Here is a 16266-nt window from a genome sequence, read left to right on the forward strand (position 1 = left end):
ATTCGAACCCTCGATGGGAGTTAAAGCCCATACTCCCTTAGCAGGGGAGCGCCTTCGGCCACTCGGCCACCTCTCCGTTTCTTGGCGCACATATTACTGTTTGCCGAAAATAAGTCAAACCTTTTTCAGCATCTTATATTCATTTGAACTGTTTTTGAGCACATTGATGAGTTAAGCCACAATTATCATCAATTCATTTAAAAAAATTTGTATTTTTTTTAGCAAACAATCTTAAATAGTCTAAAAACAATAAAGCCAGCTTTCGCTGGCTTTATTGGTAAATCGCAAACAATGTCTGATATATCAGAAATTGCCACCATCTTCTGGTGTAACGTTGCCAGATTTTTCAGACTGGATACGTTGATAAATTTCTTCGCGATGAACTGATACTTCTTTAGGTGCATTCACACCGATACGTACTTGGTTACCTTTTACACCTAGTACAGTAACAGTCACTTCATCACCTATCATTAATGTTTCGCCAACACGGCGAGTCAAAATCAGCATTCGATTGCTCCTTTAGTCCAATCAGCATACACCAGCTTCTATCCGTAATATGCGCGTTTAATAATGTTAGCTTAATACAAATCATTAGTGACGACACTAAATCAATAAAACTTTTAAGCTTTTTACCCCAAAAAAAAGAAAAAACGTATTCCTGCGGCCTGATTATTTCAAGTTGATAACATTTAAAGGCTATTCTTTAAACAAAAGCAAAACAGGTAATTTAATAAATTGCTGCTTATGCGTACAAAAAAAGCATAAAAGTTGCTTCAATTTAGAATTATAGTAGCTTGAGTCAAAAAAGCGTAAAAAATGATACCTAAGAATGCTTTATAAGCTTGCCGAACCACTATCTCAAAGCTCAACCTAATACTCAAGCCATAAAATGCCGTAAACACCTTATGGCTTAAGTTGTCAGTTAGCCTAAACGTTCGCTGAGCCATGGTTGAACTAAGGCTAATGCTGCATCTAAGTTCTCTGGTTGTGTTCCGCCAGCTTGGGCCATATCAGGGCGCCCACCACCTTTACCGCCAACCTGCTGTGCTACCATAGCCACAAGTTCACCAGCTTTAACCTTACCGACAAGATCTTTGCTCACACCAGCAATCAAGTTAACCTTTGCATCGCCAGCAATACCGAGCACGATAATTGATGACGGTAACTTTTGCTTCAGCTCATCTTGCAAGCCTCGTAAAGATTTAGGGTCCACACCTTCAAGCTTTTTAACTAATACCTTGATGCCGTTCATCTCAACAGCTTCACCAGCAATATCGGCACTGGCTGCTGCAGCTAACTTATCTTTTAGCTGCGACATTTCTTTCTCAAGGGATTTTACTTTATCAAGCTGTGCTTTTAATTTCGCTACAACAGAGGCTGAATCTGACTTAAGCAAACTTGCCGCTTGTTCAAGTTGAGATTGCTGCTCAGCAACATAAGCCATTGCTGCGGCACCCGTTACCGCTTCAATACGGCGAATACCTGCTGCAATACCACCTTCTGAAGTGATTTTGAATAAACCAATATCACCAGTACGGCCAACATGAGTACCACCACAAAGCTCGATAGAGAAGTCACCCATGGTAACCACACGCACTTCGCTGTCATACTTTTCGCCAAACAACGCCATTGCGCCCTGCTCTTTGGCTTCATCAATCCCCATAACCGCAGTTTTTAATTCATGGTTACGACGAATTTGAGTATTAACCATGTCTTCAACTTGCTTAAGTTCTGCTGCGGTGACCGCTTCAAAGTGAGCAAAGTCAAAACGTAAACGCTCAGGGTTAACTAATGACCCTTTTTGATTTACATGGCTACCCAGTACATTACGTAGTGCTGCATGTAATAAATGGGTCACTGAATGGTTAAGCTGAGTACGATGACGAAGTTTTTTATCGACTTCAGCGCTAACGCTATCACCAACATTTAAAACACCAGCAACTAACTTGCCTTGATGACCGAAAGCTTGACCAAAAATTTGAGTATCGGTCACAGCAAAATTAGCATCATTAACTGTTAAATGGCCTTTGTCGCCAACTTGACCGCCAGACTCAGCGTAAAACGGCGTATTATCTAATACAATGACCGCTTCTTGATCTGCCGTTAATGAATCAACTGCATTACCTTCTACATATATAGCTGTAATTTTACCTTGACCATTTAGCTCGCTATAACCGCAAAACTCGGTTTCACCTTCAATTTTAAGGCCTGCATTGTAATCAGTGCCAAAATTGCCAGCCGCTTGTGCTCGGCTGCGCTGCTCAGCCATTGCCGCTTCAAATCCTGCTTCATCAACGGTGATATCACGCTCACGACATACATCCGCGGTTAAGTCGACAGGGAAGCCATAGGTGTCATAAAGTTTAAATGCTGTTTCACCATCTAAAATATTAGCTTCAAGTGCATTAAGGGCTGCATCTAAAATACCTAGGCCACGCTCTAGCGTTCTAGCAAACTGCTCTTCTTCGGCTTTTAAAGACTTTTCAACAATTGCTTTAGCATCAACAAGGCCTTTAGCTGCATCGCCCATCACTTCAATTAATGTTGGCACTAATTTGTAGAAGAAGGTATCTGTCGCGCCAAGCTTGTTACCATGACGCACTGCGCGGCGAATAATACGGCGTAGTACATAGCCGCGGCCTTCATTTGACGGCATTACACCGTCAGCAATTAAAAATGCACAAGAGCGAATATGATCGGCAATAACCCGTAAAGATTTATTTTCTAAATCTTGGACACCAATGATTTCAGCCGTTTTAGCAATAAGCTGTTTGAAAATATCGATTTCATAGTTTGAATGTACGCCTTGCATAATCGCAGCAATACGCTCAATACCCATACCAGTATCAACAGAAGGTTTTGGTAATGGCTTCATTTCGCCGTCAGCTTGACGGTTGTATTGCATGAATACGATATTCCAGATTTCAATGAAACGATCGCCATCTTCTTCTGGAGTACCAGGGCGACCGCCCCAGATATGCTCGCCATGATCATAAAATATTTCAGAACATGGGCCACAAGGACCTGTGTCACCCATTTGCCAGAAGTTATCAGACGCATAAGGTGCACCTTTATTATCACCAATGCGGATAATATTTTCAGGGGCGACACCAATTTTGTTAGTCCAGATATCAAACGCTTCATCATCAGTTTCATAGATGGTGACGCATAAACGCTCGGTTGGAAGCTTTAATGTTTCAGTTAAAAAGCGCCATGCATAGCTAATGGCTTCTTCTTTGAAGTAATCACCAAAACTGAAGTTACCTAACATTTCAAAGAAGGTATGGTGACGAGCGGTGTAACCTACATTATCAAGGTCGTTATGTTTACCACCAGCACGTACACAGCGTTGCGATGTTGTCGCTCGGGTATAGCTACGCTTTTCTTGACCTAAAAAACAGTCTTTAAACTGATTCATACCGGCATTGGTGAATAGTAAAGTTGGGTCATTGTGAGGTACTAAAGAGCTACTATCGACAACTTGATGTTCGTTGTGACGAAAAAACTCTAGGAAAGCACTTCTTAGTTCTGCGGTAGTTTGAAACATGAAATCGCCCTAAAATGGATAAATCGTATTTATCAGGAAGCTGTTAGTCAGCGCTAAATTGCCAACATTATATACTTAAACAAACTATAGGTGCGACATTCTAGGGCAATAGATTGGCTATTTTAGGCTGGAATTTAACGATTTTGATCATCGAATATTTGATTGATTGTGCAATATAGCCATATTTATGGGTAATCAAAAAATTACCGCAACTAAAACAGCTAACAAAACGGCTAACAAGAGTGGCTATAATGCTAATTGATAGGCGCTGTTAAGCTTCATTAGCGTAACAGCAAAATATAGCCTCTGACAGATATGAGTTACATACTGAGCAAAATTGGATAAAAAAAAGCGGCGAGCATATAGCTCACCGCGATTTAATAATTCTAACTACTAATACCTAGCAAAGGCTTAAAACACTTCACCGGTTTCTAAATCGATGTTTTCATCGGGTTTAGCAGGGGCGGCATCTTTTTCTTTATCTTTACTAAGCAATAATTCACGTAATGCAGTTTCGATCTCTTCAGCCGCAGCAGGGTTTTCAATTAGGTACTTACCGGCATTTGCACGGCCTTGACCAATCTTGCCGCCTTTGTAGCTATACCAAGCACCAGCTTTTTCAACAAGCTTATGCGCCACACCTAAATCAACTAGCTCACCAGTACGGTTAATACCCTTACCGTACAAGATTTGGAATTCAGCTTGCCTAAATGGCGCTGCAATTTTGTTTTTAACCACTTTAACTCGGGTTTCGTTACCAACCACCTGATCGCCATCTTTGATTGCACCTGTACGGCGAATATCCAAACGCACTGAGGCGTAAAACTTAAGTGCATTACCACCTGTTGTAGTTTCTGGGTTACCGAACATCACACCAATTTTCATACGAATTTGGTTAATGAAAATCAATAGCGTGTTTGATTGCTTAAGGTTACCAGCAAGTTTACGCATTGCTTGGCTCATCATACGAGCAGCAAGGCCCATGTGTGAGTCACCAATTTCACCTTCAATTTCAGCTTTTGGTGTTAATGCCGCCACTGAATCGACAATGATCACATCAACGGCGCCTGAGCGAGTTAAGGCATCACAAATCTCTAGTGCTTGTTCACCCGTATCTGGTTGCGAACAAAGTAGGTTATCAATATCAACACCAAGGTTTTTAGCATAGATAGGATCAAGAGCATGCTCAGCATCGATAAACGCGCAGGTTTTACCTTGACGCTGTGCTGCTGCAATCACTTCTAAGGTTAAGGTTGTTTTACCTGATGACTCAGGACCGTAGATTTCTACGATTCGCCCCATAGGTAAACCACCAGCACCCAAGGCAACATCCAATGAAAGTGAGCCAGTAGAAATGGTTTCAACATCCATTGTGCGGTCTGCGCCCAACTTCATGATTGAACCTTTACCAAATTGCTTCTCAATTTGACCTAACACGGCATTCAGTGCTTTCTCTTTATTTGGATCTGCTTTCATTGTGATTATCCCTCTAAGCGAACTCATCTCATTGGCGAGATTGATAACGAATAAATTTGTCTGTTTCTTAATATGAGCTCAGTATACTGTATAATCATACAGTATCAATAGTTACTCAAAAAAAAATTGCAAAACCACTAATAAACAAGGTTTTTCAATATCAATATCAATACCTTATAAGTAAAAATATAATTAAAACTTCTACACCACTGTATATAAAGACTACTGTATACAGTGGTTTCAATATGTTAACCATCTGACAAATAAGCCAATAGTTATACTCTTTCAACTCGATAATAGCAGTTCAGAACCGCGCTAAATGAGTAACTCTATTGGGATTCAAATCAATTATTGCTAAGATGAGCGCCGATTAGTATTGGTCTTTTTTCCGATCCCCAAGCCATATTTAGAGCAACAAATTAATGACAGCAATTGAAAATCCAAATTTAGAAAAGCACACTCCGATGATGCGCCAATATTTGACGCTTAAAGCGCAGCATCCCGATATGTTGTTGTTTTATCGTATGGGAGATTTTTATGAATTATTTTATGAAGATGCCAAACTTGCTTCTGAATTTTTAGGAATTTCGTTGACCGCTAGAGGCAAAAGTGGTGGTAATGCCATCCCTATGGCAGGTATTCCCTACCACTCTGTTGAAGGCTATTTGGCTAAATTAGTCCAAATTGGTCAATCAGCAGCTATTTGTGAACAAATTGGCGATCCTGCTACAAGTAAAGGTCCGGTTGAGCGCAAAGTTGTCCGTATAGTAACGCCTGGCACCTTAACTGATGAAGCCTTACTGCAAGAGCGTCAAGACAATCTGTTAGCTGCGGTTTATCAAGGTAAAAATGGTTTCGGCTACTCAACTTTAGATGTGTCATCAGGGCGTTTCGTGGTAGTCGAATTAGAAAACGCTGAGACATTAGAAGCTGAATTACAACGCACCAGCCCTGCAGAGCTACTTTACAGCGAAGACTTAGTCGATGTGCATTTAATTGAAAACATTAAAGGTATTCGTCGCCGCCCAGAATGGGAATTTGATTACGATACCAGCATACAGCTATTGCTGGAGCAATTTGGCACGAAAGATTTACATGGCTTTGGCATTACAGATGCTCGCTTATCACTGCAAGCTGCTGGCTGCTTAATGCAATATGTCAAAGACACCCAAAAGACAGCTTTGCCGCACATCAATAGCATTACCCTTTTTAATCAAGCTGATACTATCATTTTAGATGCTGCGACCAGACGCAACCTTGAATTAACTTTGAACCTGTCGGGCCAGCGTGACAATACACTTGCTTGGGTGCTAGATAAGACGGCAACACCTATGGGCAGTCGAATGCTGCAACGCTGGATCCACCAACCATTAAGAAACCAGCAGCATATTCATCAGCGCCAACAAGCGGTTGCCGAGCTAATTGATAGCGGTTTGTATGCCGACTTACACCAACAACTGAAAGCTTTAGGTGATATCGAGCGCATTATGGCAAGGCTTGCCATAAGAAGTGCACGACCACGTGATTTTGCCCGTTTACGCCAAGCATTAGAATTGCTGCCTGAAATCCAGCAAACCTTAAGCCATTGTCAGCAAGATGAACTGAAGACTCTGGCGCGAAAACTAGGAGAATTCCCTGAGCAGCAACAGCTTTTAGCCTCAGCGATTGTTGATAATCCACCCATGCTTATTCGTGATGGTGGAGTCATTAAAACTGGCTATAACGCCGAGCTTGATGAGTGGCGCGGTTTAAGTGAAGGCGCTAATGACTATTTAGTGCAAATGGAGCTGCGAGAAAAAGAGCAAACAGGCATTAATTCCCTTAAAGTCGGCTATAACCGTGTGCACGGTTATTATATTGAAGTCAGCCGCCTACAATCTGATCAAGTGCCGTTAAGCTATCAACGCCGTCAAACCTTAAAAAATACTGAACGTTATATCACCCCAGAACTTAAAGAGTACGAAGAAAAAGTACTTTCAAGTCAGGGCAAGGCGTTGGCCATTGAGAAAAAACTATGGGAAGAACTGTTTGATTTATTACTACCGAAACTACATGAGTTACAGCTATTTGCTCAGTCCGCAGCAGAGTTGGATGTATTAAGTAATTTCGCCGAACGAGCTGAAACCCTTGGCTATAATTGCCCGCAAATCACTCACGAGATTGGTATTCATATTGAAGCTGGTCGCCATCCGGTAGTAGAGCTAGTCAGCCAAAGTCCATTCATTGCCAACCCGGTGCAATTAGCACCTTCAAGAAGAATGCTAGTGGTTACTGGCCCTAATATGGGCGGTAAATCGACTTACATGCGCCAAGTGGCATTAATCACCTTAATGGCACATATCGGCAGCTTTGTTCCGGCACAAAAAGCAGTGATAGGTCCAATAGATAGAATATTTACCCGTATTGGTGCTTCCGATGATTTAGCATCAGGGCGCTCAACCTTCATGGTAGAAATGACTGAAACCGCCAATATTTTACATAACGCAACGGCCAAAAGTTTAGTGTTAATGGATGAAATTGGCCGCGGCACCTCAACCTATGATGGTTTATCTTTAGCCTGGTCAGCGGCAGAATACTTAGCCGAAAAAGTGGCGGCATTAACGCTATTTGCCACCCATTACTTTGAACTGACTCAATTGCCGGAACAGATCCCATCAGCAGCGAATGTGCACTTAGATGCTATCGAACATGGTGACACTATTGCCTTTATGCATGCAGTGCAAGATGGCGCGGCAAGTAAGAGCTATGGTTTACAGGTGGCCTCTTTAGCGGGTGTTCCAGCCCATGTGATCAAAGCGGCTAAACAAAAACTGCATATGCTAGAAAGTAGAGATTTGGCCAATAGCCAGCAAATGCCAATTCAAGAAGCATTAAATTTATCTATCCCTGAAGCTGAAGCGAATGCTGCGACTGAAAAACTCAGTCAAATCAATCCTGATGATTACAGCCCTAAACAAGCACTTGATATGCTTTATGAACTAAAAAGGCTATCAAACTTGTAAGTGATGAGCGCAATTGTGCTCAGTGTAACATCTGAATGGGCTGTTTATCACAGCCCATTCACTACAATTTAACTAACACTTAGAACCTAAAGTCAATCCTGATGATTACTGCTCTAAACAAGCAATTGATATGCTTTATGAACTAAAAAGGCTATCAAACTTGTAAATGATGAGCGCAATTGTGCTCAGTGTAAAATCTGAATGGGCTGTTTATCACGGCCCATTCATTACAATAATTAGTCCCCTTAACTAACACTTAGAACCTAAAGTCAATCCTGATGATTACTGCTCTAAACAAGCAATTGATATGCTTTATGGACTAAAAAGGCTATCAAACTTGTAAATGATGAGCGCAATTGTGCTCAGTGTAAAATCTGAATGGGCTATTTAAAACGGCTCATTCATTACAATTATAATGATTAAGTACTCATAACTAATACTTAGAACCTAGCTTCATTAACTATCATAATGCTCAGGCTCTATAAAAGTGAGTAAAAAAAAGCCAACAAAAAAGGACAACTCGTGTCCTCAAAGGTAAATAACCCTAAGCGTAAATTAATCGCTTAAAAGGTTGGCGTTAATTTCTAAATAACGCTTCGACTGATAGGCCTTGTGCCCCTAATACATCTTTCAAACGCTTTAACGCTTCGACTTGAATTTGACGCACACGTTCCCGTGTTAAGCCAATTTCAGCCCCTACGTTTTCTAACGTCGATGGTTCATAACCTAATAAACCAAAACGTCGTGCTAATACTTCTCTTTGCTTAGTATTTAGCTCATTTAACCAACCGACAATTGAATTAGATAAGTCTTCATCCTGTACTTTATAATCTGGTCCAACTGAATCATCATCTGCAATAACATCTAACAATGCTTTATCGTTATCCCCGCCTAGTGGGGTATCTACAGAGGTGATTTTTTCGTTTAGTTTTAGCATTCGACTGACATCGCTAGTAGAGACATCTAATTTGTCTGCGATTTCTTCTGCCGTCGGCTCATGATCAAGTTTTTGCGCAAGCTGTCTTGCCGTTCGCAAGTATACATTAAGCTCTTTAACCACATGAATAGGCAAACGAATGGTCCGAGTTTGATTCATGATCGCTCTTTCGATGGTTTGTCTAATCCACCAAGTCGCGTAGGTTGAAAAACGAAACCCTCTTTCCGGATCAAACTTTTCGACTGCTCGAATAAGCCCTAGATTACCTTCTTCGATAAGATCCAGTAATGCTAATCCTCGGTTGTTATACCTTCTGGCAATTTTTACGACCAATCTTAGATTACTTTCTATCATGCGGTTACGAGACTTCTCGCAGCCTTTGAGTGCTTTACGTGAAAAGAAGACTTCTTCTTCTGCACTAAGCAAAGGGGAAAAACCGATCTCACCTAAATATAGTTGAGTGGCGTCAAGATTCTTCTGAAGATCATCTTGAACTTGTTGGTCAATGTCGGATTGCTGTGCTGGCTTGGCATTTTTTGCCTCCTTCAGCGCAATCTCTTGTGGTTGTTTAGCTAAATCCATAAGCTCTTCTGCTACCGCAGTATTTTGTTTCTGGCTCATATGGTGCTCTCCCAAACCGGATAAAAATTAAGTTATTTTCGTGCGCGTATCCTCCGTTTTAATGTGAACTAAACAGTTAACGTTTAGGTAAATAATTTAATGGGTTTACTGACTTACCATGGAGACGAATTTCAAAATGCAACATCACCTGATTAGTCCCTGTACTACCCATTTTCGCAACTGTCTGTCCAGCATTTACATATTGCTTTTCTTTGACCAATATTGCATCTGCATGAGCATAAGCACTTAAATAATCATCATTGTGTTTAATAATGACCAAATTGCCATAGCCCCGAAGTGCATTACCTGCATAAACAACTCTTCCATCAGCTGCAGCCTTGATAATATCGCCTCTGGAACCAGCGATTTTTATGCCTTGATTGCCCTGCTGAGTACTAGAGAAATAACCTACAATCTTACCTTTTGTCGGCCAGTTCCACTGACTTACTTTATCTGGCAAGGTTGAAACAGATTTTTTCGCTATTTGAACCGTTTTGTCTTGGGTAGTTTTTACAGAATACGCAGGCTTAGCTTTGTGATCAAGCTCTTTTTTTGTACTATTTTGATTTGTCGTTGTCGCTGGCTTTTTTTGTGCTGAAGTTTGTTTTGCAACCGTTTTATTAGCAGGCTTTGACTTGGTGTTCGCTACAGCGACCGGTTTTGGTGCAGGCTTGGCTGCAGGCTTAGTGCGCTGTGGCTTGGTGAGTTTTAATGTTTGTCCTGGATAGATGGTATAAGGTGCTTTTAAGCCATTATATTGAGCGATTTTATTAAAATCTTGCCCAGCGCCCCATGAAATTGAGTAAAGAGTATCACCGCGTTTTACCTTGTAACTGCCAGAGGTAATAGAGCCTTTATTAAATTTTTGACCAGCATTACTCGAAATACTCGTAACGGGTGCAGGGTTGTGAGCTTGAAAGCTACACCCTGAAATAAACAGCAGTAAAATTGTAACCCAAGGCCAATTACGACACTTCAACATTGTCTCCATCATACTTTTGAAATATCGCCCTTGCATCACTGTTAAGCTAAGTCGCCATTGATTAACGGTACAAACTTAACCGCTTCGATAATTTGTGATTGAAACTCATTTTGTTTACGAGTGATTTTTAATAACTGCTGCGAGTCTTCGCCAACAGGGATCACTAGCACGCCGTCTTCAGCCAGTTGCGCCAATAATGCTTCAGGTACCGATGCTGCAGCTGCTGTTACCATAATGGCATCAAATGGGCCTTTATTGGTCCAACCTTTCCAACCGTCACCATATTTAAAAGACACATTATGTAAATCTAAGCGCTTTAAACGTTGTCTCGCTTGAATTTGTAGCGCCTTGATCCGCTCAATTGTGCAAAGCTGAGGTACCAGTTGCGCTAAAATCGCTGCCTGGTAACCTGAACCAGTACCAATTTCAAGCACTCTAGCAGGGTTATGTTGTAGTAATAACTCCGTCATTCTAGCGACAATATAAGGCTGAGAGATAGTTTGGCCTTGCCCAATAGGTAAAGCGGTATTCTCGTAAGCTTTATGGGCTAATGCCCCATCGAGAAATAACTCCCTTGGGGTATTTGATACCGCCTGCAACACAGTGTGATTACGGATCCCTGCTTCATGCAGTTTTTTGGCTAAATTAAGGGCAACAGTTGAAGCTACCTGGCTCATAGTTTATTAATCCAGTTTTCTAAGTCAGCAAGCTGATCATACGCAGTTAAGTCGACCGTTAGCGGAGTAATTGAAACATAACCTTGTTCAACTGTACCAAAGTCTGTATCAGCGCTAGCATCTTGTTCTTTGCCCGGAGGCCCAAGCCAATATATATCTCTTCCTGCAGGATCTTGAGTTTTGATCATGCCTTCAGCTTTATGTCTTGAGCCTAAGCGAGTAATTCTCATGCCTTTGATTTGTTCTAGCGGTAAATCGGGCACATTTACATTTAATATTTGATCGTTATTAATAGGATGCTCAAGTAAACCTTGCACTATTTTAGCGGCATAGATTGCTGCACTATCGTAATGACGTAATTCTTTGCCCACTAATGATACCGCTATCGCAGGTAGGCCTAAAAAGCGTCCTTCCATTGCTGCGGCTACCGTACCTGAGTACAGGGTATCATCACCCATATTCGCCCCAGCATTAATGCCTGACACCACAATATCAGGCTCTACTGGACATAATTCTCTAATGGCTAAATGGACACAATCTGACGGTGTGCCATTGACAGCAATAGCGCCATTTTCTAAGTTATTAATTCTTAATGGATTAGTCAAGGTCAAAGAATTACTGGCTGCTGAACAATTCCTATCAGGCGCCACGACTAACACATTAGCAATTTTGGTTAACTCTGCCGCTAGGGCTTTGATCCCTGGAGCTGTAACGCCGTCATCATTGCTGACCAATATGTTAATCATCACTTAACCTTCTAGAGTGCTTTTAGTTGCGTCATTTGTAACGCTATTTGCAAATTGCTGCGCTTGCTCTTGCTGCTGCATTGCCACCATTTGTTGTCGCTGCACTTCTTGAACATCTTGATAATCCAGTAGCTCACGCAATACTGAGGTCGCATAGCTACCTGCTGGTAAAATAAACTCGATGACTAACACATCATCATTTTCAAACCGGTATTTTAGCGCTTGAGGCTTTAATAATAATGGTCGACGTTCTTGCTCTAAACCCGCTTGCTCAAGCCCGGTTAAATCGGTGCTTAACTCAGCTAATGCAGCTTGTTCAACTACTGATGCAAGCCCTTGAGTGGCGAGTTCGCCTCTGCCCCACAATGGCGCAGACAATTGAATGTCATTGTCAGCTAAACGCTTCATTGTGGCCTCATCCCATGTCTGCGCGACAAAAAAACTTTTACTGCCCGCTAACATGACACAATCACCATTAATAGGCGCAATACCATTTTTACTTAAACGGTACGACACAGCAGTGTTAAACACATTAGAGCGCACTGCAGATAAATACATGCTGCGTTTTTTTCTATCTTTAACTTTTTTACCCGCGAGCATTTGCTGGCCGAAAACTAAGTTTTTACCTTTATGGCCAAAACGCTGCTCTCCAAAATAGTTAGGTACGCCTATTTCAGCCACTTTTAAAATCCGTTGCTCAAGCACTGCTTTATCGGACACATTTCGTAAAATCAGTTCAAACCGATTACCCAGCAGTGCGCCAATACGCAGTTTTTTACTATGGCGTTGGCTTGATAAGATGGTTAAGTGCTCATCAGACAGCGATTGCCAATCAGGGGTTTCTTTCCCTGGAATACGCACCCCAAACCATTGCTCTGTCACAGCGTTTCGGTCTTTTTGGCCTGCGTATGTCACTTCTTTTTGATGCACTTTGGCAAACTTAGCTAAAATTTCTGCCACTTGCGTGGTATTTAAGCCATCTTTACGAACATGGATCATATGATGCTCGCCTTCGCCAGTTGGGCTAAAAGGCAGCATTTCTTTAACGATAAAGTCACTGTTTACTGTGCGTAGATCTGCAGTGCAATCAGGCTTACCAAATAAATAAAATAACGGAGTCATGTTTCTTCTCAAATGAGCTAATGATGTAATTGCAGCTATTGAGTGCAATTAGCTTACGTGACGTTAATAGACGTAATATCGTCGTTTATCAGTGTTAATCTCGCACCATAAGGACGACCGACTCAACTGCGATGCCTTCTTTGCGGCCTGTAAAGCCCAGTTTTTCGGTGGTGGTGGCTTTCACATTAATATTATCGATATGGGTACATAGGTCTTCAGCCAGACATTGTCTAATGGCTTCAATGTGTGGCAACATTTTTGGCGCTTGCGCAATAACAGTGACATCAAGGTTACCTATATTAAATTGTTTAGCTTGTGCCAATGAAACACAATGGCGCAATAATACTCTGCTATCAGCACCTTCAAACTCGGCATCGGTATCAGGGAAATGTTTACCTATATCACCTAAAGCCATGGCACCAAGTATGGCGTCACTTACTGCATGCAACACTACATCACCATCAGAGTGAGCAATTAAACCTGTTTCGTATGGCACAGTAACACCACCAAGGATCAGCGGTTTATCGCTACCAAATTTATGTACATCAAAACCATGACCAATGCGTATATTCAACATAATAATAACCGTTATTTTTGAGAATTTATGTGAGATAAAAACAGCGCTGCTAACTGCAAGTCATCAGGGTGAGTAACTTTAATATTGTCTGCGCGGCCAGTGACTAAACCAGGGGTAACACCAGCCCACTCCATGGCGCTAGCTTCATCGGTAATTTGCACGCCTTGTTTAAGTGCATCACTTAAATGTTGCTGCAAGCTTTTGCAGGGAAACAGTTGCGGCGTTAATGCATGCCAAAGATGGTCACGTGATACTGTTTCACTAATTAGATTAGTTGAGTTAGCACAGCGCTTCATGGTGTCTCGCACCGGCATGGCTAGAATCGCGCCTTGTGGGCAGTCAACTCTAGCATTAAGTAATTTATCGATATCGCAGTGGGTTAAGCAAGGTCTCGCGGCATCATGGACTAATGCCCAATTAGACTCCATGGTTTCTTTGTCAATCGACACTAAAGCACGCAATACAGAATCTGCACGTTCTTGACCGCCTATAACCGTGCTCACTTTAGGGTGGTTTGCTTGAGATAAAGTCGCAAAAAAGGTGTCTTCAGGGTGCAGCGCTACGATAACTTGCTTGATTCTTTTATGAGTAATCAAGCTATCTAAGGTGTGGGCTAAGATGCTTTGCTCACCTAGAGCTAAATATTGTTTAGGAATAGTCGCCCCCATCCTTGCACCAATACCGGCAGCAGGGACAATCGCGATAACAGATTGATTCTCAACGTTCATAGGATGTTATTGACCAAAAGTAGCATTGTTTCGAGGGTTGTTGCCAACGACGCGATAAAAAGTTTCACCTTTTTTTACCATGCCTAACTCATTTCGAGCACGTTCTTCAATCGCTTCTGTGCCGCGTTTTAAATCGATGATTTCCGCTTTTAAAATTTGATTTCTAGCGATGAGTTTATCGTTACTGGCTTGTTGGCTGGCAATCTGTTTTTTCAGATTCATATATTGGGATAAATTATTTTCGCCCAGCCATAATCGATACTGTAATAAACCGACTAAGATCAAAAGTAATAGTAATAGGCTTTTCATAGGTATAATGTGGCGAAATTAATGATTAATCCCACTATAGTACAACAAAAAAGGCCACCTAGTGGTGGCCTTTTTTTAGCTCAAGGAAAATTAACCTTGGCCTTTGACTTCTTTAAGACCGTTATACGGTGCTTTTGAGCCTAATGCTTCTTCGATACGCAGCAGTTGGTTGTACTTAGCAACGCGATCAGAGCGGCTTAATGAACCGGTTTTGATTTGGCCAGCAGCAGTACCTACAGCAAGATCTGCAATAGTTGCATCTTCAGTTTCACCTGAGCGATGAGAGATAACCACGGTGAAACCCGCATCTTTAGCCATTTTGATTGCTGCTAACGTTTCAGTTAACGAACCAATTTGGTTAAATTTGATTAGGATTGAGTTAGCAATACCGTTGTCGATACCACGCTTAAGGATCTTAGTGTTAGTTACGAATAAATCGTCACCTACTAATTGAATTTTATCACCTAGAAGCTTAGTTTGGTGTGCGAAACCATCCCAGTCAGACTCGTCAAGACCGTCTTCGATAGATACGATTGGGTACTGTTCAGTCAAATCTTTAAGGAAGTAGTTAAACTCTTCAGAGGTGAATTTCTTGCCTTCACCTTTAAGATCGTAGATGTTGGCTTCTTTATCAAAGAACTCAGATGCAGCACAATCCATCGCTAAGGTAATGTCTTTACCTAGCTCGTAACCTGCGTTTGCAACAGCCACTTTGATTGCAGCAAGTGCAGCTTCGTTAGACTCAAGGTTTGGCGCGAAACCACCTTCATCACCAACAGCAGTCGAGTGGCCACCAGCTTTAAGAACTTTAGCAAGGCTATGGAATACTTCAGCGCCCATACGAAGGCCTTCACGGAAGTTAGCTGCGCCAACAGGCTGGATCATGAATTCTTGGATGTCTACAGAGTTATCTGCGTGCTCACCACCATTGATGATGTTCATCATTGGAAGAGGCATAGAGTAAACACCAGAAGTACCGTTTAAGTCAGCAATGTGAGCGTATAAAGGTACTTTCTTAGAAACAGCAGCCGCTTTAGCAGCAGCAAGAGAAACAGCTAGGATAGCGTTTGCGCCAAACTTAGCTTTGTTTTCTGTGCCATCTAAGTCAATCATGATTTGATCAAGCTCAGCTTGTGCTAGTGCATCTTTCCCCTTTAACGCTTCAGCGATTGGGCCATTTACAGCTTCAACAGCTTTAAGAACACCTTTACCTAAGTAACGTGCTTTGTCGCCATCACGTAACTCAAGTGCTTCACGAGAACCTGTTGATGCACCCGATGGTGCAGCAGCCATACCGATAGAACCGTCAGCAAGGTGAACCTCAGCTTCTACCGTTGGGTTACCGCGTGAATCCATGATTTCACGACCAATGACGTTAATAATGTTAGCCATAATTCCCTCAATATATGTAAGTTAAATATTAAAATAGAAAATCAATACCAATAAACACCGACAATTTATTAATAATTGCGCAATTATTGGTATTTCACTTTCAGTTTGGTAATAAAAGGTCAACTGAAGCCATAGCATAGACCGATTATC

At 41.7% G+C, this 16266-nt stretch carries 13 protein-coding genes; 1 reads left to right on the forward strand and 12 read right to left on the reverse strand.

What is annotated here, in order from left to right; genetic code table 11:
- Window positions 1-303 precede the first annotated feature (303 nt).
- From csrA to recA, 3 genes are all read right to left on the reverse strand, one after another.
- The gene (gene csrA, locus Q4591_RS06195) at window positions 304-507 is read right to left on the reverse strand and encodes a carbon storage regulator CsrA (protein WP_076542996.1); all 204 of its coding nucleotides are present in this window, start codon (window positions 505-507) and stop codon (window positions 304-306) included.
- A 415-nt stretch (window positions 508-922) separates the two neighbouring features.
- On the reverse strand, window positions 923-3547 hold the full coding sequence (alaS, locus tag Q4591_RS06200; RefSeq protein ID WP_102438090.1) for an alanine--tRNA ligase: 2625 nt from the start codon (window positions 3545-3547) through the stop codon (window positions 923-925).
- Window positions 3548-3958: 411 nt separating this feature from the next.
- Window positions 3959-5023, reverse strand: a complete 1065-nt coding sequence (gene recA / locus Q4591_RS06205) for a recombinase RecA (protein ID WP_076542998.1) — start codon at window positions 5021-5023, stop codon at window positions 3959-3961.
- Window positions 5024-5445: 422 nt separating this feature from the next.
- Here recA and mutS point away from each other — a divergent pair, with 422 nt between their 5' ends.
- Complete coding sequence (gene mutS / locus Q4591_RS06210) at window positions 5446-8025, forward strand: DNA mismatch repair protein MutS (RefSeq protein ID WP_102438088.1); 2580 nt, start codon at window positions 5446-5448, stop codon at window positions 8023-8025.
- A gap of 577 nt (window positions 8026-8602) precedes the next feature.
- On the opposite strand, the gene rpoS is transcribed toward mutS, so the two are convergent.
- The 9 genes from rpoS to eno all read right to left on the reverse strand — a co-directional run bounded on the left by rpoS (window position 8603) and on the right by eno (window position 16116).
- On the reverse strand, window positions 8603-9583 hold the full coding sequence (gene rpoS, locus Q4591_RS06215) for an RNA polymerase sigma factor RpoS (protein ID WP_102477190.1): 981 nt from the start codon (window positions 9581-9583) through the stop codon (window positions 8603-8605).
- A 76-nt stretch (window positions 9584-9659) separates the two neighbouring features.
- Window positions 9660-10565, reverse strand: a complete 906-nt coding sequence (locus Q4591_RS06220) for a peptidoglycan DD-metalloendopeptidase family protein (RefSeq protein ID WP_102438084.1) — start codon at window positions 10563-10565, stop codon at window positions 9660-9662.
- A 41-nt stretch (window positions 10566-10606) separates the two neighbouring features.
- The gene (locus Q4591_RS06225; RefSeq protein WP_102438082.1) at window positions 10607-11242 is read right to left on the reverse strand and encodes a protein-L-isoaspartate(D-aspartate) O-methyltransferase; all 636 of its coding nucleotides are present in this window, start codon (window positions 11240-11242) and stop codon (window positions 10607-10609) included.
- On the reverse strand, window positions 11239-11988 hold the full coding sequence (surE, locus tag Q4591_RS06230; protein WP_102438080.1) for a 5'/3'-nucleotidase SurE: 750 nt from the start codon (window positions 11986-11988) through the stop codon (window positions 11239-11241). Before surE ends, Q4591_RS06225 begins: the two co-directional genes overlap by 4 nt.
- 3 nt (window positions 11989-11991) lie before the next feature.
- Window positions 11992-13110: a tRNA pseudouridine(13) synthase TruD gene (truD, locus tag Q4591_RS06235; RefSeq protein WP_303459995.1), complete on the reverse strand. Its 1119-nt coding sequence runs from the start codon at window positions 13108-13110 to the stop codon at window positions 11992-11994.
- A 94-nt stretch (window positions 13111-13204) separates the two neighbouring features.
- Entirely contained in the window at window positions 13205-13684 is a 480-nt protein-coding gene (gene ispF, locus Q4591_RS06240; RefSeq protein WP_102477224.1) for a 2-C-methyl-D-erythritol 2,4-cyclodiphosphate synthase, read from the reverse strand.
- Between the two features lie 14 nt (window positions 13685-13698).
- Window positions 13699-14415 (reverse strand): 2-C-methyl-D-erythritol 4-phosphate cytidylyltransferase, encoded by a 717-nt coding sequence (gene ispD / locus Q4591_RS06245; RefSeq protein ID WP_303459998.1) that lies wholly within the window; start codon window positions 14413-14415, stop codon window positions 13699-13701.
- Window positions 14416-14421: 6 nt separating this feature from the next.
- Complete coding sequence (ftsB, locus tag Q4591_RS06250) at window positions 14422-14724, reverse strand: cell division protein FtsB (protein WP_303460000.1); 303 nt, start codon at window positions 14722-14724, stop codon at window positions 14422-14424.
- Window positions 14725-14814: 90 nt separating this feature from the next.
- On the reverse strand, window positions 14815-16116 hold the full coding sequence (eno, locus tag Q4591_RS06255) for a phosphopyruvate hydratase (protein ID WP_102438072.1): 1302 nt from the start codon (window positions 16114-16116) through the stop codon (window positions 14815-14817).
- Window positions 16117-16266: the final 150 nt, after the last annotated feature.

Origin of the sequence: Shewanella sp. 3_MG-2023, assembly GCF_030548765.1 — a bacterium.
Lineage (GTDB): Bacteria > Pseudomonadota > Gammaproteobacteria > Enterobacterales > Shewanellaceae > Shewanella.